Origin of the sequence: Kribbella sp. NPDC023855, from assembly GCF_040639475.1 — a bacterium.
Classification (GTDB): Bacteria; Actinomycetota; Actinomycetes; order Propionibacteriales; family Kribbellaceae; genus Kribbella.
In genome coordinates this window covers 41,473-67,567 of the sequence record NZ_JBFAAA010000010.1, presented here as the reverse complement: position 1 = coordinate 67,567, position 26,095 = coordinate 41,473, and the positions used below count along the sequence as shown (strand labels likewise).

At 67.8% G+C, this 26,095-nt stretch carries 28 protein-coding genes; 15 read left to right on the top strand and 13 right to left on the bottom strand.

Going from position 1 to position 26,095, the window contains the following annotated elements; translation table 11 throughout:
• Window positions 1-91: 91 nt before the first annotated feature.
• The 3 genes from AB0F51_RS29185 (at window position 92) to AB0F51_RS29175 (ending at window position 1,386) form a co-directional block, all read left to right on the top strand.
• On the top strand, window positions 92-769 hold the full coding sequence (locus AB0F51_RS29185; protein ID WP_360285042.1) for a nucleotidyl transferase AbiEii/AbiGii toxin family protein: 678 nt from the start codon (window positions 92-94) through the stop codon (window positions 767-769).
• Entirely contained in the window at window positions 766-1,125 is a 360-nt protein-coding gene (locus tag AB0F51_RS29180; protein ID WP_360285041.1) for a hypothetical protein, read from the top strand. The genes AB0F51_RS29185 and AB0F51_RS29180 overlap by 4 nt, the downstream gene beginning before the upstream one ends.
• A 135-nt stretch (window positions 1,126-1,260) precedes the next feature.
• Window positions 1,261-1,386: a hypothetical protein gene (locus AB0F51_RS29175; RefSeq protein WP_360285040.1), complete on the top strand. Its 126-nt coding sequence runs from the start codon at window positions 1,261-1,263 to the stop codon at window positions 1,384-1,386.
• Window positions 1,387-1,439: 53 nt separating this feature from the next.
• Here AB0F51_RS29175 and AB0F51_RS29170 read toward each other — a convergent pair whose 3' ends face one another.
• From AB0F51_RS29170 to AB0F51_RS29160, 3 genes are read right to left on the bottom strand one after another with little or no spacing between them, the layout of a single operon-like run.
• Complete coding sequence (locus tag AB0F51_RS29170; RefSeq protein WP_360285039.1) at window positions 1,440-2,741, bottom strand: AI-2E family transporter; 1,302 nt, start codon at window positions 2,739-2,741, stop codon at window positions 1,440-1,442.
• A 30-nt stretch (window positions 2,742-2,771) separates the two neighbouring features.
• Window positions 2,772-4,142, bottom strand: coding sequence for a glutamate mutase L (locus AB0F51_RS29165; protein WP_360285037.1), 1,371 nt, complete (start codon window positions 4,140-4,142; stop codon window positions 2,772-2,774).
• The gene (locus AB0F51_RS29160) at window positions 4,139-5,293 is read right to left on the bottom strand and encodes a cystathionine gamma-synthase (protein ID WP_360285035.1); all 1,155 of its coding nucleotides are present in this window, start codon (window positions 5,291-5,293) and stop codon (window positions 4,139-4,141) included. Before AB0F51_RS29160 ends, AB0F51_RS29165 begins: the two co-directional genes overlap by 4 nt.
• A 159-nt stretch (window positions 5,294-5,452) precedes the next feature.
• Between AB0F51_RS29160 and AB0F51_RS29155 the strand changes: the two genes are divergently transcribed.
• Both AB0F51_RS29155 and AB0F51_RS29150 read left to right on the top strand, forming a co-directional pair.
• The gene (locus tag AB0F51_RS29155; protein ID WP_360285034.1) at window positions 5,453-6,034 is read left to right on the top strand and encodes a hypothetical protein; all 582 of its coding nucleotides are present in this window, start codon (window positions 5,453-5,455) and stop codon (window positions 6,032-6,034) included.
• Between the two features lie 7 nt (window positions 6,035-6,041).
• Window positions 6,042-7,367 carry a hypothetical protein gene (locus AB0F51_RS29150; protein WP_360285033.1) on the top strand — a complete coding sequence of 442 codons (1,326 nt, stop codon included), beginning with the start codon at window positions 6,042-6,044 and terminating at the stop codon, window positions 7,365-7,367.
• An 82-nt stretch (window positions 7,368-7,449) separates the two neighbouring features.
• Here the strand turns inward: AB0F51_RS29150 and AB0F51_RS29145 are convergent, their stop codons facing one another.
• Window positions 7,450-8,037: a helix-turn-helix domain-containing protein gene (locus AB0F51_RS29145; protein WP_360285031.1), complete on the bottom strand. Its 588-nt coding sequence runs from the start codon at window positions 8,035-8,037 to the stop codon at window positions 7,450-7,452.
• Window positions 8,038-8,129: 92 nt separating this feature from the next.
• On the opposite strand from AB0F51_RS29145, the gene AB0F51_RS29140 reads away from it, so the two are divergent.
• A complete protein-coding gene (locus AB0F51_RS29140) occupies window positions 8,130-10,292 on the top strand; it encodes an MMPL family transporter (protein WP_360285030.1) in 2,163 nt (720 codons plus the stop codon).
• A 133-nt stretch (window positions 10,293-10,425) separates the two neighbouring features.
• Here AB0F51_RS29140 and AB0F51_RS29135 read toward each other — a convergent pair whose 3' ends face one another.
• Window positions 10,426-11,097 carry a hypothetical protein gene (locus tag AB0F51_RS29135; RefSeq protein ID WP_360285029.1) on the bottom strand — a complete coding sequence of 224 codons (672 nt, stop codon included), beginning with the start codon at window positions 11,095-11,097 and terminating at the stop codon, window positions 10,426-10,428.
• A gap of 61 nt (window positions 11,098-11,158) precedes the next feature.
• Here AB0F51_RS29135 and AB0F51_RS29130 point away from each other — a divergent pair, with 61 nt between their 5' ends.
• The 3 genes from AB0F51_RS29130 (at window position 11,159) to AB0F51_RS29120 (ending at window position 14,281) form a co-directional block, all read left to right on the top strand.
• Complete coding sequence (locus AB0F51_RS29130; protein ID WP_360285027.1) at window positions 11,159-12,598, top strand: PLP-dependent aminotransferase family protein; 1,440 nt, start codon at window positions 11,159-11,161, stop codon at window positions 12,596-12,598.
• A gap of 96 nt (window positions 12,599-12,694) precedes the next feature.
• Entirely contained in the window at window positions 12,695-13,339 is a 645-nt protein-coding gene (gene msrA, locus AB0F51_RS29125; protein ID WP_360285026.1) for a peptide-methionine (S)-S-oxide reductase MsrA, read from the top strand.
• 45 nt (window positions 13,340-13,384) lie between these two features.
• Window positions 13,385-14,281, top strand: a complete 897-nt coding sequence (locus tag AB0F51_RS29120; protein WP_360285024.1) for a restriction endonuclease — start codon at window positions 13,385-13,387, stop codon at window positions 14,279-14,281.
• Between the two features lie 285 nt (window positions 14,282-14,566).
• On the opposite strand, the gene AB0F51_RS29115 is transcribed toward AB0F51_RS29120, so the two are convergent.
• The 3 genes from AB0F51_RS29115 to AB0F51_RS29105 all read right to left on the bottom strand — a co-directional run bounded on the left by AB0F51_RS29115 (window position 14,567) and on the right by AB0F51_RS29105 (window position 16,394).
• Window positions 14,567-14,974 (bottom strand): hypothetical protein, encoded by a 408-nt coding sequence (locus tag AB0F51_RS29115; protein WP_360285022.1) that lies wholly within the window; start codon window positions 14,972-14,974, stop codon window positions 14,567-14,569.
• An 803-nt stretch (window positions 14,975-15,777) separates the two neighbouring features.
• On the bottom strand, window positions 15,778-15,966 hold the full coding sequence (locus AB0F51_RS29110; protein ID WP_360285020.1) for a hypothetical protein: 189 nt from the start codon (window positions 15,964-15,966) through the stop codon (window positions 15,778-15,780).
• Window positions 15,942-16,394, bottom strand: coding sequence for a hypothetical protein (locus AB0F51_RS29105; RefSeq protein ID WP_360285019.1), 453 nt, complete (start codon window positions 16,392-16,394; stop codon window positions 15,942-15,944). Before AB0F51_RS29105 ends, AB0F51_RS29110 begins: the two co-directional genes overlap by 25 nt.
• A gap of 870 nt (window positions 16,395-17,264) precedes the next feature.
• Here AB0F51_RS29105 and AB0F51_RS29100 point away from each other — a divergent pair.
• Window positions 17,265-17,624, top strand: coding sequence for a YciI family protein (locus AB0F51_RS29100; protein ID WP_360285018.1), 360 nt, complete (start codon window positions 17,265-17,267; stop codon window positions 17,622-17,624).
• A 72-nt stretch (window positions 17,625-17,696) separates the two neighbouring features.
• On the opposite strand, the gene AB0F51_RS29095 is transcribed toward AB0F51_RS29100, so the two are convergent.
• From AB0F51_RS29095 to AB0F51_RS29085, 3 genes are all read right to left on the bottom strand, one after another.
• Complete coding sequence (locus AB0F51_RS29095; RefSeq protein ID WP_360285016.1) at window positions 17,697-18,233, bottom strand: DinB family protein; 537 nt, start codon at window positions 18,231-18,233, stop codon at window positions 17,697-17,699.
• A gap of 61 nt (window positions 18,234-18,294) precedes the next feature.
• Window positions 18,295-18,423, bottom strand: coding sequence for a hypothetical protein (locus AB0F51_RS29090; protein ID WP_360285014.1), 129 nt, complete (start codon window positions 18,421-18,423; stop codon window positions 18,295-18,297).
• A 65-nt stretch (window positions 18,424-18,488) separates the two neighbouring features.
• Window positions 18,489-18,806: a helix-turn-helix transcriptional regulator gene (locus AB0F51_RS29085; protein WP_360285013.1), complete on the bottom strand. Its 318-nt coding sequence runs from the start codon at window positions 18,804-18,806 to the stop codon at window positions 18,489-18,491.
• Window positions 18,807-18,872: 66 nt separating this feature from the next.
• Between AB0F51_RS29085 and AB0F51_RS29080 the strand changes: the two genes are divergently transcribed.
• The 4 genes from AB0F51_RS29080 (at window position 18,873) to AB0F51_RS29065 (ending at window position 22,267) form a co-directional block, all read left to right on the top strand.
• A complete protein-coding gene (locus AB0F51_RS29080) occupies window positions 18,873-19,871 on the top strand; it encodes a zinc-dependent alcohol dehydrogenase family protein (RefSeq protein WP_360285012.1) in 999 nt (332 codons plus the stop codon).
• Window positions 19,872-19,914: 43 nt separating this feature from the next.
• Window positions 19,915-20,769, top strand: a complete 855-nt coding sequence (locus AB0F51_RS29075; RefSeq protein ID WP_360285011.1) for a DinB family protein — start codon at window positions 19,915-19,917, stop codon at window positions 20,767-20,769.
• A gap of 244 nt (window positions 20,770-21,013) precedes the next feature.
• Window positions 21,014-21,496 (top strand): DinB family protein, encoded by a 483-nt coding sequence (locus AB0F51_RS29070; RefSeq protein WP_360285010.1) that lies wholly within the window; start codon window positions 21,014-21,016, stop codon window positions 21,494-21,496.
• 51 nt (window positions 21,497-21,547) lie between these two features.
• Entirely contained in the window at window positions 21,548-22,267 is a 720-nt protein-coding gene (locus AB0F51_RS29065; protein WP_360285008.1) for a nucleotidyltransferase domain-containing protein, read from the top strand.
• Between the two features lie 18 nt (window positions 22,268-22,285).
• Here AB0F51_RS29065 and AB0F51_RS29060 read toward each other — a convergent pair whose 3' ends face one another.
• On the bottom strand, window positions 22,286-23,797 hold the full coding sequence (locus AB0F51_RS29060) for a phospholipase D-like domain-containing protein (protein WP_360285007.1): 1,512 nt from the start codon (window positions 23,795-23,797) through the stop codon (window positions 22,286-22,288).
• A 61-nt stretch (window positions 23,798-23,858) separates the two neighbouring features.
• Here AB0F51_RS29060 and AB0F51_RS29055 point away from each other — a divergent pair, with 61 nt between their 5' ends.
• The gene (locus AB0F51_RS29055; RefSeq protein WP_360285005.1) at window positions 23,859-24,614 is read left to right on the top strand and encodes a hypothetical protein; all 756 of its coding nucleotides are present in this window, start codon (window positions 23,859-23,861) and stop codon (window positions 24,612-24,614) included.
• On the opposite strand, the gene AB0F51_RS29050 is transcribed toward AB0F51_RS29055, so the two are convergent.
• Window positions 24,611-25,999 carry an FAD-binding oxidoreductase gene (locus tag AB0F51_RS29050; RefSeq protein ID WP_360285003.1) on the bottom strand — a complete coding sequence of 463 codons (1,389 nt, stop codon included), beginning with the start codon at window positions 25,997-25,999 and terminating at the stop codon, window positions 24,611-24,613. The two genes, AB0F51_RS29055 and AB0F51_RS29050, sit on opposite strands and share 4 nt — an antisense overlap.
• Between the last annotated feature and the right edge of the window lie 96 nt (window positions 26,000-26,095).

Genomic DNA, 26,095 nt, shown 5'->3' with positions numbered 1-26,095 from the left:
GCCCGGTGCTTTGACTGCCGACACGGCCGACGCCGGGCGACTCGGCCGGGCGTTCCGGCGTACCGGGGTTGGGCTGACGCAGACTGTCGGCATGAATCCGCTGCAGACCAGGCTGGCGACTGTCGGCTTGCGTGCCGTTGCCGACGACGGGTTCGTCCTGGCCGGCGGCTACGCGTTGCGAGCGCACGGCTTCGGCGAACGCGACTCCGACGACATCGACCTGTTCACCAACGTGCTGGACCCCGAGCTCTTCGCCAAGGCGGTCGAACGGCTCTCCGTGGCGTACCGGGCCGATGGTCTCGACGTCGTGGTGGCCCGGCAGGCTCCACTTTTCGCCCGGCTCGTCGTCACCGCGGAGGACGGCACGACCGCCAAGGCCGACCTCGGCGTCGACCACCGCAGCCACCCGCCCGTCGAGCTGGCCGTCGGCCCGGTGCTGTCAGAGGCCGACGCGGTCAGCAGCAAGGTCGGTGCGCTGTACTCCCGCCTGGAGCCCCGGGACCTGATGGACATCCAGTCCGTCCTCGACAGCGGCCGCTACGACACGGACGCCTTACTCACGCTCGCCGATCACCGCGAAGCCACTCCCCTGGACCGCCCGATGCTCGCCACCCAACTCCTCGCCGCCAGCCACCTCCCACCCACCGGCTTCGAACGCTACGGCGCATCACCGGACCTGATCACGAGGATCTGCGAGACGGCCAGGAGCTGGGGCGAACAGCTGGCCGGTGACGCGGCGGACCCTCGATCGAAGACAATCGACTCATGACCGACGATCGGCTGGCCCAGCCCGGGGACACGTACGCATCCAGAATCCCGTACGTCGTACCGGCGTCCCTCGACCTGCTCACCGGGCCGACGACCGGCGTCATCGAGCTGCCCACCCGCATCGACACCGGCCCCGACAGCCGCTACGACCTGGCGAGCATCGACGACGCGACGACCCTGTACACCAAGGTGATCAGCGAGTCGAACGACCAGGCCGACCTGGCCCTCTTCCTGAACCGCGACCTGCTGGTCACGCTCTGGCCGCGGCTGCGGCTACCGCGCCGGTGCGCGGACCTGTGGAGCCGCGCCTTTCCGCAGCTCGGCGCCACCGGTCCGGGCCGCGGATCTCGGGGATGAAGCCCGAGCACGAGCAGGCCGCCCGCGTCGCCCTGGCTGCCATCCGCGACCGCGGCTTCGCACTCGCCGGCGGGAACGCACTCTCCGCGCACGGCCATCCGCACCCGCGAGGCCAATCCGGACATCGACAAGTCGATGGGCTTGCTCCAGACCGGCCAGAGCAGGCCCGGCCAGACTCAGGCGGCCGTGACCAGTGGCGAAGCCGCCCGCCGGCACTCGCCGTACGAGCAGTCGCGCGGCACCGACGACCGCACCCGCTGACACCGGCGCAAGCCGCATAGCGGCGTGCACGGCGCGGTGCGAAGAGGCCTGGGTTACGGGAGGGGGTCGTCTACCGGTCTTGTGGGTGGGCGGCGGCGGGGGATTGTTCTGGGGATGGGGCGTGGGGGTTCTGGGTCTACGTCGTTGCCGGCCAGGTGGTTGATGATGGTGTTGAGGACTGCGGCTGTTGGGACCGCTAGTAGGGCGCCGACGATGCCTGCGACTACTACGCCGGTCGCGATGGCCAGGATGACTGCCAGCGGGTGGACGCTGACGGCGCGGCCGAGCAAGAACGGCTGCAGGACGTGGGCCTCCAGTTGCTGGACCCCGATCACCACGCCCAGCATGATGATCGCGACGATCGGGCCCTTGGCAACCAGAGCGACCAGGACCGCGACGATGCCGCTGACCAGCGCGCCGACCACCGGGACGAAGGCGCCGACGAAGACCAGGATGCCGATCGCGCTCACCAGCGGCAGGCCGAGGATCGCCGCGCCGAGGGAGATGCCGATCGCGTCGACCGCCGCCACGATGATCGTCGCGCGGACGAACGCGGTCAGCGAGACCCAGGCCTTGCGCCCGGACGAGTCCGCCTTGTCGCGCGCGTGCAGCGGGAACAGCCGCACCACCCAGGCCCAGATCTGCGGTCCCTGGTAGAGGAAGAAGAACAGGCAGAACAGCGCGATGAACATGCCCGCGATGGCGTGCGTCGCCGTCGTCCCGACCTCGGCCGCGCGCTGGCCGAGGCCGCCGCCGCTCATCACGGTTTCGCGGAGCTTGTTCAGTGAGTCGGTGATGTCCTTCTCGGTCAGCCCGAAGCTGATCCGGAGCATGTCGCGCACCTGCTGCACGCCCTGGCCGACCTGGGCCGACAGCTTGTCGAACTGCTGGGCGATCTGCGTCCCGACCAGGGTCAGCAGCCCGGCCACCAGCACGATCGTCCCGAGCACGGTGATCCCGGCGGCCGCACCGCGCGGCAGCCGAAGCTTCTGCAGCCCGTTGGTCACCGGCACGAGCAGCGCGGTGAGCAGGACGCCGACCGTCACCGGTACGACGACCTCCGACAGGTACCGCATCCCGTAGCCGATCACCAGCACGGCCGCCACGATCACCAGGAACCGCCACGACCACGCGCTGGCGATCTGCATCGCCGGGGTCACCCCGAGATCCACCCGCCCGCGACTCGACGACGCGATCAGATGTTCCTCAGCGGCGGGCACCGTCGTACTGACCTGGGTGGCGGCGGAGTTGTCCGCGATCGGGCTGTCCTGGTCCCCGCCGACGTCGGGCACACCGGGATGCGGCACACCGGCGTCGTCGGATTCCGGTCGAACCGGCTCGTCCGGCTTGCTCATGACACCTCCGGAGTCTCAAGTGGTTCGAGACTAGTGCCCGGCGTCGACGGTTCCATGAATCTGTGCGGCCAGTCCTTCGGCGGCAACCGGATCGAGGTCAGCCAGCAGCCCGACGCCCGCCAGCACGTAGTCCGAGTCCACGCAGGTGCGCGGCGAGGTCGGCACCAGCCAGCCTTCCTCCTGCGCCCCCAGCGAGATGCCGCCGAGGATCCGCGCCGCGACCTCCGGCCCGTTGTGCCGCAGCACTCCCCCGGACCCGACCAGCAGGTCCACCTCGCGCAGATCCTTGCCGGAACGCTCGATCACCCGTCCGCCGGGCCCGAAGATCACCCGCTGCCGGCCCGCATGCCGCCGCAACGCCACCGTCGCGGCCACCCGCGCCAGAGTTTCGTCGTACGACGCCTCCGTCGCATCACCCGGCAGGAACGAGGGATCCTCATGTCGCCGGGCGGCGGCAGCGTCCAGCGGCGTACCGGCTTCGAGCAGACCGGCCTCGATCCCGGCCGCCACCACCGGTACTGCGCTCCAGCGCATCCCGAGATCGCCTTCGACGGTCCGGGTGACCGGGTGGGTCGCGACCACCTCACGGCCGAGGTTCGCGTCCTCCGGGTCGAGCTCGATGACCGAGTGCACGTCCGTGGTCGCGCCACCGATGTCGACCACCGCGACGTCACCGTGCAACTTGGCGAGCACCTCGACACCGCGCAGTACGACGTCCGGCGTCGCCGCCCGGACCATCGCGGCGAATCCTGGATCGCGGGACAGGTTCTTTCCACCGATCACATGCGCCAGGAACATCTCCCGGATCGCGGCCCGCGCACCGTCGGGCGCGAACACCCCGATCTCCGGCACGACGTTCGCCGCGATCACGTGCGGAACGTTGGCCGCCGACAACAACTCACGGATCTCGGCCTGAGCATCAACGTTGCCAGCAGCAACCACCGGACGCCGCCACTTGTACTTCGCCAGTACGGCGGCCGCGTTCGTGATCACCGCCGAGTTGCCGCCATCCGTGCCGCCGAGCAGCAGAACGACGTCCGGCCGCTCGGCCCGCAAAGCCTTCAAAGAAGTTGCCGTCAGCCCACCGTTGACCACGGCAACCACTCGTCCACCGCTGGACAACGCGACCCGCCGGCCCGCCTCCGCGGTGACGAGCTCTTCGTTGCCTACGACACCGATCCGCAGCCCGCCACCCGCACTGGAGCAAGCGAGCACGTCAGCCTTGGCGACACCGGCGTCAGCCGCCAGCAGCGCGGTACGGCAGGCCTGCCAGCCGTCCAGTACGTCGGTGTCGATGGTGGTGCGGTGTTCGGCCCGGGCGACCAGGTCGCCCGAGCCCGCGTCCACCGCGATCGCCTTCGTGAAGGTCGACCCGAAGTCGACCGCCACCCACAGGCTCACGCCATCGCGCGGTCGAGGTCCTGCAGCAGGTCGTCGATCGTCTCGATGCCCACGCTGAGCCGGATCAGGTCGGCCGGCACCTCCAGCGGCGTACCGGCGACCGAGGCGTGCGTCATCTTGCCCGGGTGCTCGATCAGCGACTCGACCCCGCCGAGTGACTCGCCCAGGGTGAAGACCTCGGCCTTGTTACAGATCTCCAGCGCATGCTCCAGACCACCGGTGACCCGGAACGACACGATCCCGCCGAACCGCTTCATCTGCTTGGCGGCGGTCTCGTGGCCGGGGTGCCCGTCGATGCCCGGGTAGAGCACCGAGGTGACGCCCGGGTGCCGCTGCAGGAACTCGACGACCTTCTCGGCGTTGTCGCTGTGCCGGTCCATCCGGACGCCGAGCGTCTTGATGCCGCGCAGCACCAGGAAGGAGTCGAACGGGCCGGCCACCGCACCGATCGCGTTCTGGTGGAAGGCGATCTTGTCGGCCAGCTCCTGGTCGCGCACGATCAGCGCGCCGCCGATCACGTCGGAGTGCCCACCCATGTACTTCGTGGTCGAGTGCACCACCACGTCGGCACCGAGCTCGAGCGGCTGCTGCAGGTACGCCGAGGCGAACGTGTTGTCGACCACCAGCAAGGCGCCGGCGTCGTGCGCGATCTGCGCGACGATCGCGATGTCGGCCACGTTGAGCAGCGGGTTGGTCGGCGTCTCCAGCCAGACCACCTTGGTCTTGCCCGGCCGGATCGCGGCCCGGATCGCGTCCGGGTGCGTCACCGCCGCCGGGGTCATCTCGACACCCCAGTTGCCGAGCACCTTGGAGAACAGCCGGAAGGTGCCGCCGTACGCGTCGTCGGGGAAGACCACGTGGTCGCCCGGCACGCACAGTGACCGGATCAGCGTGTCCTCGGCCGCCAGCCCGCTCGCGAACGCGAACCCGCGGGTGCCCGCCTCGATCGCCGCCAGACACTCCTCCAGCGCCGTCCGGGTCGGGTTCGCCGACCGGGAGTACTCGTAACCGTTGCGCAGCCCGCCGACACCGTCCTGCTTGTAGGTGCTGGTCGCGTAGATCGGCGGTACCACTGCGCCGGTGGTCGGGTCGGGCTCGTTCCCGGCGTGGATCGCAAGCGTCTCGAAGCCGTAGGAGTGTTCAGAGTTCACCGGACCAGCGTACGTCCTGGTCCCATCCGGCCAGGCACCCCGTCCACCCCCACCGGACCGGCGTACGGACCGCCTGTGGATGGCGACTGGCGGTGACCCCGCGGGGGGCCTACGGTTTCCCTGGTTGACGCGTTGTGACGCACGGAAGGAACGCCGCGGATGAGAACGCAGGACAGGCCCCTCGACCAGGACGATCGGGCGTTGGCCGACTTCGCCGAGATCGCCGACTGGAGCGTGCTGGCCGGTCCGGACGACGACGAGTCGGGTCCGGCGGTGGTCCGTGCCCTGGTCAACCGGGTGATGACGCACACGAACTGGAAGCCGTGGCCGCTCGAACCGGGCGAGGTGATCGACGAGGAGATGGTCTCCTGGGGCTTCACCACCCCGCGCGGGACCACGATGATCGTCTTCGCCGGGCTGGCGTTCTCGGACTGCCCGGACAGCGGCTGGTCGGCGTACGACATCGGCCCGGACGACCTGGCCGCGGCCGAGGCCGGGCTGGACGCGCACTGGCCGGATCACCTCGCGCTGGCGAGCCGTCACTTCGGCGTACCGGACTACGTGGGCGACGACTCCGTCGACGGGTTCGACGACGAGTGGGAACCGGGTGCGGGCGCGGGCCGTCGACACCTTGCGGTCTGGGTGCGCCCGGGGGCGCAGCTGCGGCTGTACAGCACCAAGCCGACCAAGGATCCGCTGACCACGGCCGTCGGGGTCAACTACGCCGTCTACATCGACTAGGAGAACCGTGAGCCTCTCGAACCCGTCCCCGCGCCGGATGACCCGGCGAGGCACGAGGACCCTGAAGGCCGCGTACGCCCAGGCGGCGCGGGACGTCAAGCGGATGGACCCGGCCGTCCTGGCCGCCGTGGGGCGCTCCGGGATGAACAGCAGCGACCTGAAGCACCTGGCGCACGCCAACGTCGAGGGCCTGTACGGGAACGGGCACGAGCGCTTCGCCCAGCAACTCAACGCCCAGGCCGCCGCGCAGGTCCAGGCGACGACGCCGTCGAACCAGCGGACCCGCAACCCGTTCAAGAAGCTTTCCCGGTGGAACGAGAACCGCAAGGACGTCCGCCAGGGCAAGTACCTGCTCAAGATGGCCTATGCCCAGGCCAAGAGCGAGGTGAAGCGGGTCGACCCGAAGGTCCGGGAGGCGATCGGCCGCTCAGGGGTGAACAAGCAGGATCTGAAGATGCTCTCGCACGCCCAGCTGAGTGGAGTCGTGCGCAACGGCATCGAGCAGGCGGCGCAGCAGCACTACGCCCAGGCGCGCGCTGCCGCGGCTGCGGTGGCCGCGCGACCAGCTGCTGCCCGCGACACCATGGGTCAGCGAGCGGCCAACGTGGTCAACACGGCATCGCGCTGGTCCAAGGCGGTGGCAGAGGGCTCGCGAGCGGTGGCGGGCGGCGCGAAGGCGATGGCGGGCAGCGCCAAGGAGAAGGCCGAGAAGTTCCGCGCCGACTACAACGAACGCCGCCAGAACCCGACCGGTCGCAGCGCACCGCAGCCCACGGCCGCCGCGGCTGCGCCGGGTCGGGAGGAAGCGCCGGCGGTGCAGGTGCCGACCCCGGCCGAGAACACGCCCGCTGCCGCTGTCGATGTCAACGGGCCGCCGACGTTGCTTCGGGTGCCGATCGTGCCGGAGAACGCGCAGACTCCCAACCTCGCCGCGGACAAGGCCTTGGAGGCCAAGGCTTTCCACGCCGGGCTCAACAACACGGTGCCGATGCCTGCCGCCGAGGCGCAGAAGCCCGGCGGACGCCACCGGGCGCCCGAGGTCGAGGCCGGGAGCAACGGCCCGACCTTCAACGGCCCGGTGAACGGCGTACAGATGGCCAACGGCAACACCGGCTCGGTGACGCAGACCCAGAACGGTGTGACCGGTCAGCAGTCGGGTGAAGGTGGCAAACCGGCCAAGAGCGGCCCGCCGGCACCGGGTGCCGACCCAGCGATGGCTCCCGCCTCCGCTGCGGTCGCAGCCAAGCCGGCCCCTCAGGCGGCCGCCGGTCACAAGGGCGAAGCTGCCAACAGCCACAACAAGCACCGCAGGCCAGACGGCCGGGAGCTCTGACCCCAGCACTCCACCGCTGACGCCCGCCCACCCGGCCGGGCGTCAGCGTCATTTACAGAGCCAGTACTGCGTCCGCCTGGGCTCAGCGGGTTCTGCGGGACAGTACTGCGCCCGCGGCGTCCAGGAGGATGGCCCGCATCTCCTCGTCGGGCATCACGTCCGGATCCATCCCGGCCGACAGCACCGCACCGAGAACCTCGACCGCTGCCGCCGCCCGCACCCGATCGGCCGGGGTCGGATCCGGCCCGGCCAGCCACAGCTGGAAGCGCCGGCTGTGCTTGATCAGGTTGTCCAGCTCGTCGCCGAAGGCGGCCAGTACGGCGGTCATGTCCCGCACCAGGGTCGGCCCGGTCGCCCGGTGCTTGATGATGACGTCCAGGTACTCACCCAGGAGCTCCAGCTCGGACTCCGGTGACCACTCGAGACTGTCGACCCGCTCGAACAGCACCGCGATGTCCTCGAAGAACGTCCCCATGATCGCCCGCAGCAGGTCCTGCTTGGACGAGTAGTGGTAGTACAGCGACGCCTTCGTGATGCCGACCTGCTCGGCGATCTCCCGCAGACTCGTCTTCTCGTAGCCCTGGCTGGAGAACAGCGCGAGCGCCGCCCGATGGATCTCTGCCTTGGTGTCGCGGACCCGGCCACCGTCTTGCGAAGTCTCGTGCTGCACGGCACCACCTTCTCACTTTTCTTATCTACCGGGCGGCAGGTAGTCTACCTACCGACCGGCAGGTAGTGGGACACGACCAACAGGAGAGACCTGTGTTCACCAAACTCGGACGCTTTGTCGTCCAGAACCCGTGGAAGGTGATCGCCGCCTGGGTGATCGCGGCCATTGCCGTGGTCGCCTTCGCGCCGACCCTGGCCGACGTGACCAACAAGGACCAGGCGAGTTTCCTGCCTGATTCCTACGAGTCCGTCCAGGCGCAGAAACTGGCCGCCGACGCGTTCGGCCAGACCAACGACGCCACGGCGAGCATCGTGGTGAAACGCTCGGACGGCGGCGCGCTGACGGCGGCCGACCAGACGAAGGTGGCCGGCCTCGCGACCAAGATCACCGCGGCGAAGATCGAGCGGGTCACCGGTGCGGTCACCGGCCCTCAGGCGGTCTCGCCGAACAAACAGGTCCAACTCGTCAGCGTCGGCCTCAAGGGTCTGGCCGAGGACCAGGCCGTGCTCGACGCGGTCCAGAAGGTCCGCGACGTGACCGGCCCGGCGATGAAGGACAGCGGCCTCCAGTACGGCGTCACTGGTGATGTCGCGCTCTTCCTCGACAACCAGGACGCGTTCGAGAACGCCTTCGTCGTGGTCGGGATCGCGACGCTCGTCCTCATCGTCGGCCTGCTGCTGTTCATCTACCGCAGCCCGGTCGCGGCCCTGCTGCCGATCCTCACGGTCGGTCTGGTCAGCGCGATCGCTCCCGGCCTGATCGCCCTTGCTGCCAAGGCGTTCGACCTGCAGGTGACCCAGGATCTGCAGACCATCCTGACCGTCGTCCTGTACGGCGTCGGGACGGACTACATCCTGTTCCTACTGTTCCGCTTCCGGGAACGCCTTCGCGCCGGGGAGCAGCCGAAGGAGGCACTGATCTCGGCGACCGCCCGGGTGTCCGAGGTGATCGTGTCGGCGGCCGGCGCGATCGTGGTCGCCTTCAGCGCGCTGCTGCTGGCCGTGTTCGGCGGCTTCAAGAGCCTCGGCCCAGGCCTGGCGATCGCTGTCGCGGTGATGGCCTTCGCCGCGATCACCTTGATCCCGGCGGTCGTCTCGCTGCTCGGCCCCAAGGTGTTCTGGCCGTCGAAGTCCTGGCAGAAGACGCCGAAGGGCGCCGCCTTCAAGCGGCTCGGCCGGTTCACCGCGCGCCGGCCGGGTTTGGTCGCACTGGTCTCCGGCGGGATCATGGTCCTGCTCGCTCTCGGCACCCTCGGGATGAAGGTCGACTACGACGCCTTCAGCCAGCTTCCGAAGGACACCGAGTCCGGCCGCGCGATCAAGGATCTCCAGGCCGGCTTCCCAGCCGGCGCACTCAGCCCGACGACGGTCTACGTCAAGAGCGCCGACGGTACGCCGCTCGACCCCGCCGAGCTCCAGACATTCGCCGGCAAGCTGGCGGAGGTCCCGGGTGTCGGCTCCGTCCTGCCCGCCGGTGCCGACGGTTCGCCGGCCGCGCTCAACCCGGACAAGTCAGTTGCCCAGATCAACGTGGTGCTGGCCGACGCGCCGTACGCGAAAGCCTCGCTGGATCTCATCGACGGGGAGCTGAACGACGTCGCCCACGCCCAGGCCCCGGCCGGTACGACGACGCTGATCGGCGGGGTCAGCGCGAGCTACGCCGACATCCGGGATGCCAACAGCCGCGACCTCAAGGTGATCTTCCCGGTCGCGGGCGGGCTGATCGCGATCATCCTGGCGCTCCTGCTGCGCAGCCTGCTGGCTCCGCTGATGCTGATGCTCGCGGTCGTGCTCAGCTTCTTCAGCACCACCGGTGCGACCGTGCTGGTCTTCCAGGGCGCGGCCGGGCACGCGGGCGTGACGTTCTCGCTGCCGATCATGCTCTACCTGTTCGTCGTTGCCATCGGCACCGACTACAACATCCTGATGATCGCGCGGCTGCGCGAGGAGGCCGAGCTCGGTACCGATCCGCGGGAGGCGGCGGATCTGGCCATCGAGCACGGCGGTCCGTCGGTTGCGGCGGCCGGGCTGATCCTGGCCGGGACGTTCTCGTCGCTGATGCTGGCCGGGATGGCGCTGCTGACCGAGATGGGCTTCTCGGTCGCGGCGGGGATCGCGATCTCGGCGTTCCTGATGTCGATCTTCCTGGTCCCGAGCCTGACCGCGCTGCTCGGCCACCGCATCTGGTGGCCGCGGAAGCTGAAGGTCAAGCCGGCCGCGCAGGTCGAGGACCGCGCGATGGAACCGGTCGGCTGATCCACCGGACGCAGGCTGAGGGGTCCTGCGAAACAAGCGGCTCCCGATCCACCTGGATCGGGAGCCGCTGCCTGGTCGGGCTGCCTGGTCGGGCCGCGTCCGGCCGGCCTCGGGTTTGGCGGGGCCTGCCGCCTCAGGGGCGCTCGGGGAGTTTGACGGTGAAGATGGGGAGCAGCACGTGGACGAGCGGGCCGATCGCGAGGGCGTAGAAGACAGTGCCGAAGCCGACCACGCCGCCGAGCAGCCAGCCGACCGCGAGCACGGTGACCTCGATGCTGGTGCGAACCAGCCGCACACTCTTGCCGGTACGCCGGACCAGGCCGGTCATCATCCCGTCGCGCGGCCCCGGGCCGAACTGCGCACCGATGTAGAGCGCGCCTGCCAGCGCGTTCACCACGACGCCGGCGGTCATGAACACGATCCGCAGCCAGAGCGCGTCCGGCCGGTCCACGGTCGACAGCGTCAGGTCCGTGACCAGGCCGATCACGATGGCGTTGCTGATCGTGCCGAGGCCCGGCCACTGCCGCAGCGGGATCCAGGCGAGCAACACGAGGAAGCTCATCGCGATCACCACAGTGCCGAAGCTCACGTCGATGTGCTGGGTGATGCCGTAGTGCAGGACGTCCCACGGGTCGAGTCCCAGGTTGCCCTGGATCATCAGGCCCATCGACGCGCCGTACAGGGTCAGGCCGACGTAGAGCTGGACGAGGCGGCGCGGGAGGTGGCCGGCACGAAGCTGCTCGATCGGGTTCAGCGCGGCTAGTTGGCGGCCCCGAGCGGGCGGGGCTTCAGAAGTGGCGGTCACAGATCCAGTTTGCGGCCGACTGGCCTGGTATTCGATAGCCAATTGGGTAATAGTGGACTGCATGACAGGGCAACAAGTTCCCGCCAGCACACTCGCCGGTCTGCTCGGAAGCTGGTCGGACGGCTCCGGACCGGCGTACCGGAGTCTTGCCGAGCGGTTGCGGTTGCTGATCGCGGACGGGCGGCTGATGCCCGGCGCCCGGGTTCCGTCCGAGCGCGAGCTGACCGACGCGTTGGGAGTCAGCCGCACGACGGTCGCCTCGGCGTACCGGGAGTTGCGTGATCGCGGCTATCTGACCAGCCGGCGCGGTTCGGGCAGTGTCACCTCGCTGCCGTCGAAGGTCGAGCCGGAGCTCGGCCGCCATCACGCGCCGGGGATCGACACGGATGGGCTCTACGACTTCACCTGTGCCGCGTCACCGGCCGTGCCGGGGATCAGCAGTGCGGTGAGCGAGGCGCTCGAGGATCTGCCGCTTCACCTCGCCACACCCGGGTATCACCCGCAGGGGCTGCCGGCGTTGCGGGAGGAGATCGCCGCGTCGTACCGGGAGCGTGGGTTGCCGACGACAGCCGACCAGATCATCGTCACCGCCGGCGCGCTGGCCGCGACGTCGCTCGCGATCCGCGCGATGACGCAGATCGGCGACCGGGTGCTGACCGAGAGCCCGACCCACCCGAACTCCGTCGACGCGATCCGGCGCAGCGGCTGCCGGGTCGTGGCCGTCCCGATGAGCCCGCACGGCTGGGACCTTCCCTTGCTGGAGGCAACGATTCGGCAGTCGTCACCGCGCGCCGCCTGGCTGGTGATCGACTTCCAGAACCCCACCGGCCGGCTGATGTCCACCGACGACCGGCAGCGGCTGGCGACCGCGTTCGCGCGGGCCCGGACCACCGCGATCGTCGACGAGACGCTGTACGAACTGTCGCTGGACGGGCAGGAGATGCCGCCGCCGTTCGCCGCCTTCGACCCGCAAGGCGTACTCACGATCGGCTCGGTCAGCAAGTCGTTCTGGGGCGGTCTGCGGATCGGCTGGCTGCGCGCCCCCGAAACCCTCGTCGCCCGCATCCTCGACGCCCGCGCCTCCCTCGACCTGGGCGCCCCGGTGCTCGAGCAACTCATCGTCACCCGGCTGCTGCGGTCGCGCACCTCGCTGATGACCGAGCGCCGAGCCGAACTCGCCCGCCGCCGCGACACCCTTGCCGACGCCCTCCGTACTGCGCTTCCGTCCTGGCGGTTCGAGTTGCCCGGCGGCGGCCTGTCGATGTGGTGCGAACTCCCCGAACCGGTGAGCTCCAGCCTGGTGGGTGTGGCCCAGCGGAACGGAGTACTGGTGGTGGCTGGGTCGCGCTTCTCGCCTGATGGAGGGTTGGAGTCGTTTTTGCGGCTGCCTTTTACGCTCGACCCGGACACCCTGCGTGATGCGGTCGCGCGGCTCGCCGCGTCGTACGAGTCGCTGACCGAGGCGCCCCCGTTCCGGCGTACGGCGGCGATGATCGCCTGATGGTCTCGACGTAAACGCGCCGTAATCGGCTGGGGGAAGGTTCACCCGTGGCGGGGCGTTGGGAGACTATGAGAGTCACTCTGCGAGAGGCGTGAGATGTCGTTCTTCAACCGCAAGACAGCCCTGGTCGAGCCAGAGGCCGCCCTGCCGGGCCGGCCGGAGCCCGCATTCGCCGTACCGGCGGAGAACATCGTGCTCGGTACGCCGCAGACCGCCCCCGCCCCTGAAGGGTTCGAGGAGGTCTGGTTCGGCACCGGCTGCTTCTGGGGTACCGAGGAGATCTTCTGGCAGCAGCCCGGGGTCTACACCACCGCGGTCGGCTACGCCGGCGGCTACACCCCGAACCCGACGTACGAGGAAGTCTGCAGCGGCCGCACCGGCCAGACCGAGGCGGTCCGGGTCGTCTACGACCCGTCGAAAACCACCTTCACCGACTTGCTCAAGGTCTTCTGGGAAACCCACGACCCGACGCAGGGCATGCGCCAGGGCAACGACCTCGGCTCCCAGTACCGCTCGGCGATCTACTACACCACCGAAGCCCAAAAGGCAGAGGCCGAACGAACCCGCGACCTCTACGCCCCAGTCATCAAGCCCCTGGGCTACGGCGACATCACCACCGAAATCGCCCCCGCCGACACCTTCTACTACGCCGAGGGCTACCACCAGCAGTACCTCCACAAAAACCCCAACGGCTACCGCTGCCACAGCAGCACCGGCGTACCTTTCCCGGCAGACGCCTGATCGGGCCGCACGACGGAGGAGGGAGTGCATGCGCTCCCTCCTCCGTTGACGTACTTCATCAATCCGCAGCCGACCCATACGACCAGAGTAAGTCGTCTAGAAGTGGAGAATCTCCGTCCAATGACGCCGGAGTGGAAGGTCTACCAGGAGCAGGTTGCAAAGTTGTTTGCAGACTTGGGCTTCACGACGACAGTCGACGAAAGGTTGACCGGAGCTCGGGGAAGCCACGAGATTGACGTCGTAGCGAGGACGACCGCGGCCGGCATCGAGCAAGTTTGGGTTATCGAATGCAAACGATGGCACCGAGCAATACCCAAGGAGCGGGTCCTCACACTCCAAACGATCGTCGCCGATGTCGGGGCCGATAGAGGACTGATGTTTTGCGAGAAGGGGTTCCAGGCTGGCGCAATCCGAGCCGCCCGCAATACCAACATCACACTGACCAGCATCGAAGACTTCAGCCGAAACAATGCAGAAGAGATGCAACTCCTGCAGATCCGTGGACTTGAGGAACGTTTAGAGCTTCTGGCGCAGAAATACACAAACCTCTGGGACCTTAAGTCTAGCGAACAGGAGATGGTGTTCAGTCGGTATGCTGGACCATCGGATATTCTTGGGCGAAACGGTCCGATCTCGCTACAAGCTCGCCTGTCCCAGATGAGCGAGGCGATGGAAAGAGCGCGTCACAACCGATGGCCTGCGTGGTATCACCCACTGGACGACGACGGCACATCAGTGATACGCGTGCTGAACCGAGACGCCTTGCTCATGATTGTCGAACCTACGGTCGTCACCTGCGAACGCATTTACGAGCAAATGACCAACACGGAAATTCCTATGGTCGATTGGCGCGAACTGCAACCACCAGAACTGATCGAGCTACTGAACGCAATACGTGGGACAACTAAGGCAGATTCGCGAAAGCCAGCGAGTCGTAGCTAGGCTCAGCGATCACTCGACGCCATTACGGCCGCACCACTGGACTACGCGAGCTGAGCAATCGAACCTTCGACGCCAGACCAGTTCCAATAGATCTGGGCCGAACGGGAGCGCAGCAGCCCGCCGCCCCTCGGCAGCATCAATTCCCGCACCGACTCGGCCCATCGACTGTTCGGCCAGCAGCGTCGCGGGCCCGGCGCAGTGAGAGGTCACGGCCCCTCGGATCATGCCGAGTCTTTGCCTGGCTCATCCTTCGATCGACGGCTTCTGTATTTGGCCTGGATCGGTTCAGAAGGGTCGGAACCTGGGAAACATCTGCACAAGCCGGCGCTCAGAAGTTCGGATTGCGCTGAATATCGGGTTCTCAAGTCGAATCACGGTGATCGAAGACACATCCTGCCACGCCATAATGAAACCCTCGTTCACGATTTGGGCATCGGTAATAGCCCGCGTCTCACCGGTCTGGTTCAACCGAATGGTGAGCTCCGTGATCTGCTTAGTATTGATACGCACCAGACGAACATGAATCGGTGCATACCATCCCGGATATGGGTTCTGAGGCTGAAGCAGGTCGCCCTCAAGGCCCCATACATCACCATTCGACTCGTTCACGATGGCGACTCGCCCCGTGGCGTTCCAGTAGTCCTGCACGGACGGTCCTGGATCGGGTTTGCCGAAGACAGCGTGGGCGTTCACGTACGCCCCTTGGCGTGCTAGGTCATAAAACGTCGCCACTGCTGGCCACAAATCCGCCATAGCGTTCACTTCCCCCCAGGCTCAGGTCAGACGCCTGCGCTCTGCGAACGAGGTTACGCCTGAATGGCTCGGCGAGGGAGCCCGAGGGCCACCGTATTTACATAAGGTTCCCAACGGCTACAGGTGCCACAGCAACACCGGTGCGCAGTTCCCGACAGACAAGCTCTAAGCGAGAACAAGCGCCCGGCCAGGACCCCGGTCGGGCGCTTACCAGTCGGGCGTGAACTCAGACCTGCCGAGTGGTGCGGCTGTCGAAGAGCGCAAGCCGCCGCCGTCTTCGCGACTACAGCACCCACCAGTCTGGCTATGGTCCCAACGGACGACGTGAGTCTGCGGATGCTCATCTTCTGCACAGACATCCCCGAAGACCGAGCCCTGATCCCCGCTGCCGTAGCCTCGACCGCAACCTCGTAGCACTAAAGGAGACCACTAAAGTTCTCATCCGCAGGTCAGCTGAATCTCATCTTCAGCTTGTTGTGATCACCGACCTGGACGCCATTGCTTCGGTCAACAATAACCGAGTACTTGTACTTGCCGACCGCCCTTCCCTGTTGGACCGCATCGATCGGCGCGTCCTGACAGACATACGAACTTGCTTTTCTGCGAGTTGTGGCTGCCGATCTGTAGGCCCTTACAGTCCTCGATGACGATTGCCCCGTCGAGAGCCAACAAGGTCGGCGCGAGATCGTCCGATTCGACCCGGTCTGTCGCTCGGAAATCGATGAGGCGTGTTTCAGCGGAAGTTATCGGCCGACGGTGAAAATGCGCTCAGCGTGCTGGCGTGCGGCCTGGAAGGAATCGGGATCGGCAGCGATGACCGCGGCCATCGCCTCCTTGACCGCGGGTCTCTTCAGCAACTCGGCGAGGTCCACCTGGGGCTGGTCGATCCGGTAAAAGTAGGTGCTGATCAGCCGGTTGTGATCGCCGACCATGACGCCCCAGCGGCGGATGACGGCGAGATAGGCCGCATCATGACTGCGCCGTCCTGATATCTCGAGATCAGCGGGCGTCGCTCGGGCCGCTCGCCGAGTGCGAATGGCTGCGGCGTGAAATCTGCGAACCAAGCTGCGCTTCGGTCCCTGTCGCCCGGCTCTCCGTCAGCGTGCCAAAGCAAGGGGCCGCCATCGGCCTGGTCGGCGATCGAGGTGATCCGGCCGTCTTCGTCGACCAGGAAGAACAAATCCGCGACTTCTTGTCCGCCGGACGCTGACGATTCTTCGTCAGCGTAGTCGTCCTGGCGGTCGTCGTGTGGACGCATCGGCACCGGTCCCCCGGCGACTCGGATCAGTTGGTGTTCGCCCCAGTCGCCCAACAAGTCACCAAAGCTGTTTCTTACCCGCCGTCGCCCATGGATAACCATCTGAAAGCTGCTGCATCGCGATCGGCGAGTCGGGCCCAGCTCGCTCGACGCGCTCGGCTTCTATAACCAGGTCAGTGCTGCTACCACCAGCAAATACCTCCACAAAACCCCAACGGCTACCGCTGCCACCGCAACACCGGCGTACCTTTCCCCAGCTAGGTCCGTCGCTCCACCCGTACTCGCAACCCGGGCCGGAGCGTTGCACCCACCCGAACCCATCGGCAGCCCGCCGCGATGCGGATCCAACCCGCATCGCGGTGGGGAGCCGGCGTCTCGCACCCACCCGTACTCATATCCCGGGCCGGAGCGTCGCACCCACCCGAACCCATCGGCAGCCCGCCGCGATGCGGATCCAACCCCAGCATCGCGTGCGGGCCGGCGTCTCGCACCCACCCGTACTCGCATCTCGTGTTGATGCATCGCACCCACCCGAACCCATTGGCGGGCCCACGCAATGCGGATCCAACCCCGCATCGCGGTCCGGGCCGGTGTCTCGCACCCACCCGTACTCGCAAACCGGGCCGGAATTCGCCTGCCTGGATTGAGCGACGGACACCGGCCTACCTCTGCGTGCGCTGGGTCGTCGCCCCATCGGAAGTCAGATCCCGCTGCACGCAACACATCACCTCAGGCGGCGGGGGTTTGTGTGCCGAGCGACAGGAGGTAGTGCTCGATTGCGGGCTGCCGGCCTGGTTCGTGAGCGTGTGGAGCCGTGGTCGTGCGGACTACCTCCTGTCATTCGGGACACCTAGGCGCGCACCAAGCCGTTGAGTCGTCTGCACGCCTCATGGTGCGGAAACTTGTGGGCGTGTCGGAATCTGGGTGGGGTGTTCGTTGCAGGGGTGAGTGGCGGCCGGAGGAAGGGTTGAGATGCCGAAGTATTTGATCTCGTTTGAGAAGGGGGCGATGGATCACATCCCCGCGGAGGACTTCCCTGAGGTGGGCAGGGTTAGTCATGCGGTGGTGCAGGAGGCCAAGGATGCTGGGGTGTTTGTCTTCACTGGCGGGTTGCTCTACGAAAACGATGATGTGGAGCATGCCGTGGTCGGCACGGACGGGCTCGTGACGGACGGGCCGTATCCGGAGAGCAAGGAGGTCATCGGTGGGGTGATGATCGTTGACGTGCCCACTCGGGAGGATGCGTTGGAGTGGGCCGCCAAGATTGCGGCTGCCTGCCGGTGTGCGCAGGACGTCCGCAAGTTCATGCACGACCCCGACGAGACCGACTGAAATCGCGCAACGCGCAGTACCGGCCCCAACGACAGAACCCGGCCAGGGGATGCCGGCCGGGTTCAGGGGCGGTCAGCCCATGGATTTTTGGCGGTCTATGGATTCTCGGATGATGTCGGCGTGGCCGGCGTGTTGGGCGGTTTCGGCGGTGATGTGGAGGAAGACGCGGCGTACTGACCAGAAGACGCCCGGGGGTTGCCAGGGGGCGGCCGGGAGTTCGTAGGTGGTGTCGAGGTCGAGGGTGCGGACGAGGTCGTCGGTGGCGGCCGCGACCTTCTCGTACTCCGCCAGTACGCCGGCCAGCGTCTCGCCCTCGGTGAGGCGGAACTGGTTCTCCCACTCGGCGATCCGCTCCGGGGTGAACTCGATCTCCTCGGGCACCTCCTGGCCGCCGCCCGCCTGGGCGAACTCGGCCCAGTTCCGCTCGACCGCGGTGACGTGCTTGATCAGCCCACCGATCGTCAACGCGCTGACGGTACTGCGCGTGTTCGCCTGCTCGTCGGAGAGCCCTTCCGCGGTGTACCGCAGGAAGTAGCGGTGCTTCCCGAGGAAGTCCAGGATGTCGGCCCGCTCACCAGTCACGTTCTGCTGCTCAGTCGCTGTCGTCATGCTCCGACCCTAGAAGCAGTAGCGGACAACTACTGACCTCTACTGAATCCGATTGCAGGTACTACGGGCCGGCCCAGACGAGTCGCTCGGCAAAGGCGCCTCGGGCGACTGCCTTGTCGCGGCGGACCCGATCCAACCCGGGTTGATCAGTCCCCAGCTCGGCGGCCAACGCGTAGACGACCTCGAGCACATCGGCGAGCTCCCCGATCGCCTCATCAGGCCCAGCCGTCAGAAACTCATCGAATCCCGCGGCAGTTAGTGGGTTGCTGGTTGGGGGGTGGTGATGGCGGTGAGGAGGCCGGGGAAGGCTTGGTCGAGGTCTTCTCGGCGGAGGGTGTTGAGGCGGGAGGTGCCTACGTAGTACTGGCGGATCAGGCCCGCCTCGCGGAGGACCTTGAAGTGGTGGGTCGCCGTGGACTTGTGCACGGACAGGTCGAAGTCGCCGCACTTGATGTCGTGGCCGGCGGCATCGAGTTGCTGGACGATGCTGCGGCGGACCGGGTCGACGAGTGCCTCCAGGACCTGCTGGAGGTCGAACTCGGACAGCTCGGGGTGGTGCGACGTACGGCCCATGCATCCCATAGTACGACGGCCATCATAGTTTGACAGCCGTCATATTTCTGGGGTTCAGTGGAGCGCATGGCGATCACCGTGCGGTTTCAGGAAACAGGCGGGCCCGACGTACTACGACTCGACGACGTCGAGCCCGGCCAGCCAGGTCCGGGCGAGGTCCTCCTCAGGGTCGACGCCATCGGGCTCAACCGGGCCGACATCCTCTTCCGCAGCGGGCAGTACATCGAGCCGGTCAAGCAGTTCCCGGCCGGCCTGGGCAGCGAGTCGGCCGGCGTGATCGAGGCACTCGGCCCCGGCGTCACCGGTTTTGCGGTCGGGCAACCAGTCAGCGTCATCCCGAACTTCTCGCAGAACGACTACCCCCAGTACTCCGAAGGCGCGCTCGCGCCGGTGACCGCGTTGCTCCCCCGCCCCGAATCGGTCGATGCCGTGTCGGGTGCGGCGGTCTGGATGCCTTACCTCACGGCGTACGGCGCGATGGTCGAGGTCGGCCACGTGCGGGCGGGCGATGTGGTCGTGATCAACGCGGCGTCGAGCAGCGTCGGCCTGGCGGCGATCCACACCGCGAACCGACTGGGCGCGACACCCGTCGCCGTCACTCGGACCAGCGCCAAGAGCCAGCGGATGATCGACGAGGGTGCTGCCGAGGTGATCGTTTCGGACGAAGAAGACGTGGCGGGCCGCATCCTGGCGCTCACGAGCGGGCGCGGCGCGGAGTACGTGTTGGATGCGGTGGCCGGGCCGGGCGTGGTGGACCTGGCGCGCGCCGTCGCTGCCGACGGGACGCTCTTCCTGTGGGGTGCGGCGAGCGGGCAGCCGACGCCGTACCCGGGATTCGAGCTCGGGATGCCGGCGCTCAATCTGCGCACCTACACGGTCCACGAGATCAGCCGTGAGCCTGAGCGGCTCCGGCGGGCGGTCGCGTTTGTCAGCGCGGGGCTGCGATCGGGCGAGTTCCGGCCCGTCGTCGATCGGACCTTCCCGCTGGCGGACATCGCCGAGGCCCACCGGCACCTCGAGGCCAACACGCATGTGGGCAAGATCGTGGTCACCGTTTCGCACTGATTCCGCAAGCGAAATGTCCGGGTGCTGTTCTACCGTGCTGGGTATGACGGACAACCCGGGTGTGTTCGAAGAGGTCACGCTGCGGGAGGCCAGGTTCCGCTCGGCCGAGCTGCCAGGAGCACAGTTCGAGCGAGTGGACCTGAGCGGCGCAGTACTGCGGAACGTCGACCTGAGCGATGCGGTACTGCACAGCGTCGATCTGGGCCGGGCCCTGCTCCGCGCGGTCAACCTGCACGGCGCCGAACTGCGCGGCGTGGAACTGACGGATGTGCGGATCACCGGCGAGGTCCAGAACGTCACCATCAACGGGGTCGACGTCGCGCCCTTGGTTGAGGCGGAACTCGACCGTCGTGATCCCGACCGGGTCAAGATGCGCCCGGCCGACCCGGCCGGCTTCCGGGAAGCCTGGGATCTGCTGGAGCGGCGCTGGGACGAGACGGTCGAGCGGGCCAGAGCGCTGCCGCCGGAGCTCCTGCACGAGAGCGTGAACGGCGAGTGGTCCTTCATCGAGACGCTGCGGCACCTCGCCTTCGCCACCGACTCCTGGGTACGCCGCGCGATCCTGGGCGACCCGTCCCCGTGGCATCCACTCGACCTGCCGTGGGACGAGATGCCGGACATGCCCGGCGTACCGCGAGACCGCGCCGCCCGCCCGTCCCTGGACGAGGCGCTTGCCCTGCGCAAGGACCGGATGGCGACCGTACGCCGGTACGTCGACCACCTCACCGACGACCAACTGGCCGGCAACACCACTCCCGTCACCGGAGCATCAGGCTGGCCCCACCCCATCAGCTACCCAATCCACGACTGCCTCTCAATAGTCCTCAACGAGGAATACCAACACCGCCAGTACGCCGAACGCGACCTCACCGCCCTTGAGAAACTCCACACGCCCTAGCCGGGTCGACGGGATCGGCGGGCTCCGGGTCGGCAGACACCGTGGCGGTGGGCTCGGCGAGTTTCGGGGCGGGCTCCGGGCGGCGGGGTCGGCGCGCTTCGGGTTGGCCGTCTGAGGTGGGCGCATTGCGGTGACAGGTGGGTACCGGGGGCTCACCGGACGGGCTTGGGGGCGGTTGGGTGCGAGTGGGTTGTCGGTGGGGTGGAGGAGAATGCGGGGTATGGGGATGGATGCCGTGGATCGGATGTTGGTTTCGTTTCTGGATGCGCAGCGCGAGCGGGTGTTCGAGGTGGTGGCGGGGCTCGACGACAAGCAGCTTGCGACCGCGGTGCTGCCGTCCGGCTGGACAATGCTTGGGATGATCGAGCACCTCGCGGGCGCTGAGCGGCACTGGTTTCAGGAGGTCGCGCTCGGGTCTGCCGGGCCGCTCCCGTGGCCGAAAGACCCGGACGAGAAGGAGGACGACGCGTTCACCAGCCCGCGTTCGGCCGAGACCGTCTTCGCGTTCTACCGCGACCAGATCGCCCGCGCGGACGCAGTACTGGAAACTCTGCCGCTGTCCACCGTCCCCGTCGGTGACCACGGCCAGGGTGACACCGCGCAGATCACCGACCTGCGGTTCATCGTCCTGCACATGATCGAGGAGACCGCCCGCCATCTCGGCCACCTGGACGCCGCCCGCGAACTCATCGACGGCCGCACCGAGCTAGGCCAAGACCCGCTCTGAGCACCCTGAAGTCATTGGAGATCCACCACCCCACTCAGCGAGACTGAGCGGATGCTCGACGAAGCCGTAGACCTCGCCCGCCAATTGGTCAAGGAGCGCTACCCGCAGGCACGCGCCGCCTGGCTGGGCGGGAGCGTCGTCCGCGGCACCGCCACCAAAACCTCCGACCTCGACATCACCGTGCTCCTCCCCGGCCCACCAGCACCCCTGCGCGAATCACTCCAGTACGGCGCGTGGCCGGTCGAACTCTTCGTCCACACCGAAGCCTCGCTGACCAGGTACTGCGAGAAGGACCGCCAACGCCGCCAGCCCTCGCTGATGCGGCTGATCGGCGAGACCATCATCCTGCTGGACACCGACGGCTCTGGCGCGCAATGGCAGGAGAGCGGCAAGGCCCAGCTCCAAGCCGGCCCACCACCCCTGACTGACACCGAGCTCCAGCTGCTGAGGTACAAGATCACCGACCTCGTCGAAGACCTGATCGGTGCCGACAGCAACGACGTGAGAACCGCGGTCGCCTCGATCCTCTGGCAGGAAGCAGCCACCCTCCTACTCACCGGCTCCCGCCACTGGACCGGCACAGGCAAAGGCCTCCTGCGCGAGCTCACGGCGTACGACGCAGAGCGCGCCACCGACTACGCAACCGCCCTCCCCGCCGCGATGCGCGCAGCCGCAAACGGCAACCCGGAAGCACTGACAGCAACGGTCGACGCCATCCTCGACCCCCACGGCGGCCGCCTCTTCGCCGGCTTCCACCTCTCAGGCAACTAACCGGAGTCGGCGGGGATCTCAGAAGTCGTTGCGGCGACGGAGCTTTCGGGGCCGGCCGTCTGGGTCGTGGACGTGGTTGTACAGCGGCCGCGCCCACAGCTTCGTCCACCGTCCGAGCGGCGCGGGATCATGGGCCCGAATCTGGCCCGGTGGACGCGGCCCGGTCCGCCCAGAGGCGTGCCAGGCATCCAGCGCGGCCGCGACCGACTTCCATTGCTCGAACCCCTCGACCGGGTCGAGCACCGGCTCGCCACCCAGGTGCTCCGACCAAAGCTCCGAGCGCACCGATCGCGCGAGCCCTTCGCCGACCACCGCACAGGTCAGTTCGCTGTCGTTCGTCCAGGACCGCCGGTTGAAGTTGTCCGACCCACAGGTGAACCACTCGTCATCGACCACGCACACCTTCGCGTGCACGTAGATCGGCGTACTCTCGGCGTTCTCCAAGTCGTAGACCCCGACCCGGTCCGGCGCCGCCGAGCGCAAAGTCTCCAGTGCCTCCAGCCGCCCGTACCACTCGGGCGGTCCGCTGATCCGTCCGCCGGCATCCGGATACCGCGGGACCACCGCGATCACCCGCAACTCCGGCGACCGCTCCAGCGCCTCACGAATGCCGTCGGCAACCACCGCCGACCACAGGTACTGATCCTCGCAATAGATCAGCCGCTGCGCCCGCCCGAACGCCTTCCGATAAGCGCGCGCCACGCTGTACTCCCCCTTCGGCGCAAAGCGAAAAGGCGGATGCTTGTGTCCGTACGTCCGCAGCAGCTGTACTGCGTGCTCTCCCGCCTCCGGAGGATCCGGAAACCTCTCCGGCAGCTTGGACGGGTGGCGCGGCATCCTCTCCTTCCGCTGCACGACCATCCGGTACGGCGTCCGCCGGTCGAGGGGATGCGGATCGTCCCAGCGCTCGACGAAGGTGAGCAGGACGTCCCCGACCACCGGCCCGCGCAGTTCCAGCATCGCGTCGTGCCACGGCGTCCGCGGACCGTACTTCGGGTCCATCGGCGCCTGCTGCGGATCGCCCAGGTGCCGCCGGTCGTCCCGCCGCTGGTGACACAGATCGATCCCGCCCACGAACGCGACGTCCGACGCCGCGTCCCCCTTGTGCCGGATGACGAACAGCTTCTGGTGGTGTGAGGCCAGCCGGCGGACCCGCTGATCGAGCAGTACCTCAGCACCGGCCTCGTTGAGCTCGGTCCCGAGCCGCTGGTTCTCCTGCGCGCTGAACTGCAGATGGTCCGAGTGCGACCGCCAGAGCAACCCGCGGACCTCGACCCCTTTGCGCACCAGCTCGCAGAGCAGATCGCCGATCGCCGGCCCGTCCTCGGTCAGCCGCTCGTCGGCGTCTCCGCGCCAATCGGTGAAGTAGACGCGATCGCCGCGCGAGAGCCCGCGCAGTTCGTCGTACAGGCGCTGGAAGTAGACGGCTCCGTGGACCAGCAGGCGGACCGAGTTGCCGGTCGACCAGGCGCGGTCGAGTTCGGTCGCCGGATTGCCTCGCTCGGCGGCGGTCAGGAACCAGTCATTCACCGGCACCCGGTACCCGCCCGGACCGATCCCGAACTGATGAGAGGGTTGAGGCGTGGATCTGGTGAGGCGTAGGGCCGGCAGCGTGTTCCTGCTCGGATTGCTGTCGATGCTGGGGTGGAGTCTGGCGGTGTCGGCCTCGATGCCGAGCTGGTTCGATCCGGACCGCGATTGCATGGAGGCGTTCCCGCTGGCCGAGGGCGATGGGCTGCGGATTTCCACGCAGTGGCTGCCTCCGGACGCGGTGTGCGACTACGGCACTGAGGTGCACCAGTTCATCTCACCCACCCGCTCAACGGTCCTGACGATCATCTTCGTCCTCACCGCCGCCTTCACCGCCTTCGGCCTGTACTGCGTACTCCGGCGGCTGGCCGAGCCGCCAGGCATCCTGCGTTCGGCGGAAGCCGTCAACCTCCGCACCCGCCGGCTCTGGCATCTCGGGATCGGCGGCGGGCTCACCTTCCTGGCCCTCGGCCTGTACGCCGGCGCCAACGTGTTCGCCGCGATCCTCGGCGGACCGCCGGGCGCGGTGGTCATGGCCGCCACAATGGTCGCCGGCCTGGCTGCTCTCGCGACGAAGGTTGACCGCGGCAACGGTCCGCTGCCCGGCACCGCCCGCGACTCACGCCGCCGCGGCACCGTCGCCGGCCTCGTCACGTACGCCGTGGTCTTCGTGGTGAGCGTTGCCTCCGGCAAGTTCCCGTTCTACCAGCTCTGGATCGCGCCGCTCGGAGTCGCCGCGTACCTGATCGTGGTCGGACTCCAGTGGTCGCGCCTGAGCCGGACCACCGCCACTGCAACCGCTGACCTGGTGTCCTAGGCCGGCAAGATGTTGTGGTTCAGGTGGAAGACGTTGCCGGGATCGTACTCGGCCTTCACCCGCGCCAGCCGGTCGTAGTTCTCCTGGCCGAACCCGGCGACCACCCGGCCATGCCCTTCGTTGCCGATGAAGTTCAGGTAGACCGCACCGGTCGACCATGGCTTCAGGTCCGCGCACACGTTCCGCGTCCACTCGATCGCGCGCTCGTCGTCGGCCGCATCCGTCCAGAGCCCGAACGGATGCACCACCCAGGCGGCCTTCCGATGCGGCAACGGCCACTTGTCCGCATCCCGCGCCACTGCCCCGCCCCAAGGAATCAGCGCCTGCTGTGACGGCGACGGGTGCGGCCGATCCGCGTCACGGTCGCAGAACGCCTTGATCGCCTCGTCCGGCAGCTCGGCCAGGTGTTCGGCCGACCAGTAGTTCCGCAGGCCCGGCGGGTCGTCCAGCGCCGACTGAATCTCGACGTACGGCAGTTCGGCAACCATCACGCCTTCCGGTCCCAGCTCGAACATCGGCGCGAACAACGCCCGCGCCTCGTCCTCCGGCCCGGCATGGACAGCAGCCGCCGCGATCAGCCGCTCACCCTGCAGATGCAACGGCACGAAGGGCTCCGGCGGTCCGGTCAGGAAGAGCACGCCACCGGCGAGTTCCTCCGGCGCACCGGCCTCGAACAGGTCGCGATACCGGCGGATCACCTCAGGCCCCGCGTCGGCCGGCCACAACAGCATCATCAGGGTCGTGGACGTCAGCGGCCGCAGCTTGAAGGTCAGCGCCGTCGCGACCCCGAAGTTGCCACCCCCGCCGTGCAACGCCCAGAACAGCTCGGTGTTCTTGGTCTCGTCGGCGATCACAAGCTGCCCGTCCGCGGTGACCAGCTCCACCGAGACCAGGCTGTCGCAGGAGAGGCCGAACATGCGTTCCAGCCACCCCGATCCGCCCCCGAGCGTCAGCCCGGCGACCCCGGTGGTCGAGACCCGCCCGCCGGTCGTCGCCAGCCAGTACTGCTGACAGGCTCCGTCGACGTCTGCCCAGGTGGCGCCACCGGCCACCCGGGCGAGCTTGGCTTCCGGATCGATCTGGACCGACCGCATCTTGCGCAGGTCGATGACCAAACCGCCTTCCGTCACCGATGTCCCGGCAACGCTGTGACCGCCGCCGCGTACCGCGATCTCGAGCTCCGAGGAAACGGCGTACCGGACGGCCGCCGCGACATCGGCCGCCGACTCGCACTGCGCGATCACGCCGGGCCGCTTGTCGATCATGGCATTGAACACCGACCGGGCTTCGTCGTACGGCGGATCGCCCGGCCGTAGTACGACTCCCCCGAACCCATCCGGCCGCCCCCGGTGAGCTCCTCCTGCACGCGCAACCGTGTCGGACATGGGAACTCCCCCTCGCTCAACTGTTCCCCAGTGACACGCCGATCGTGCTCCCCACTGGCGAACGGGTCAACGGCTCATCGCTTTACGGGCCGCTAA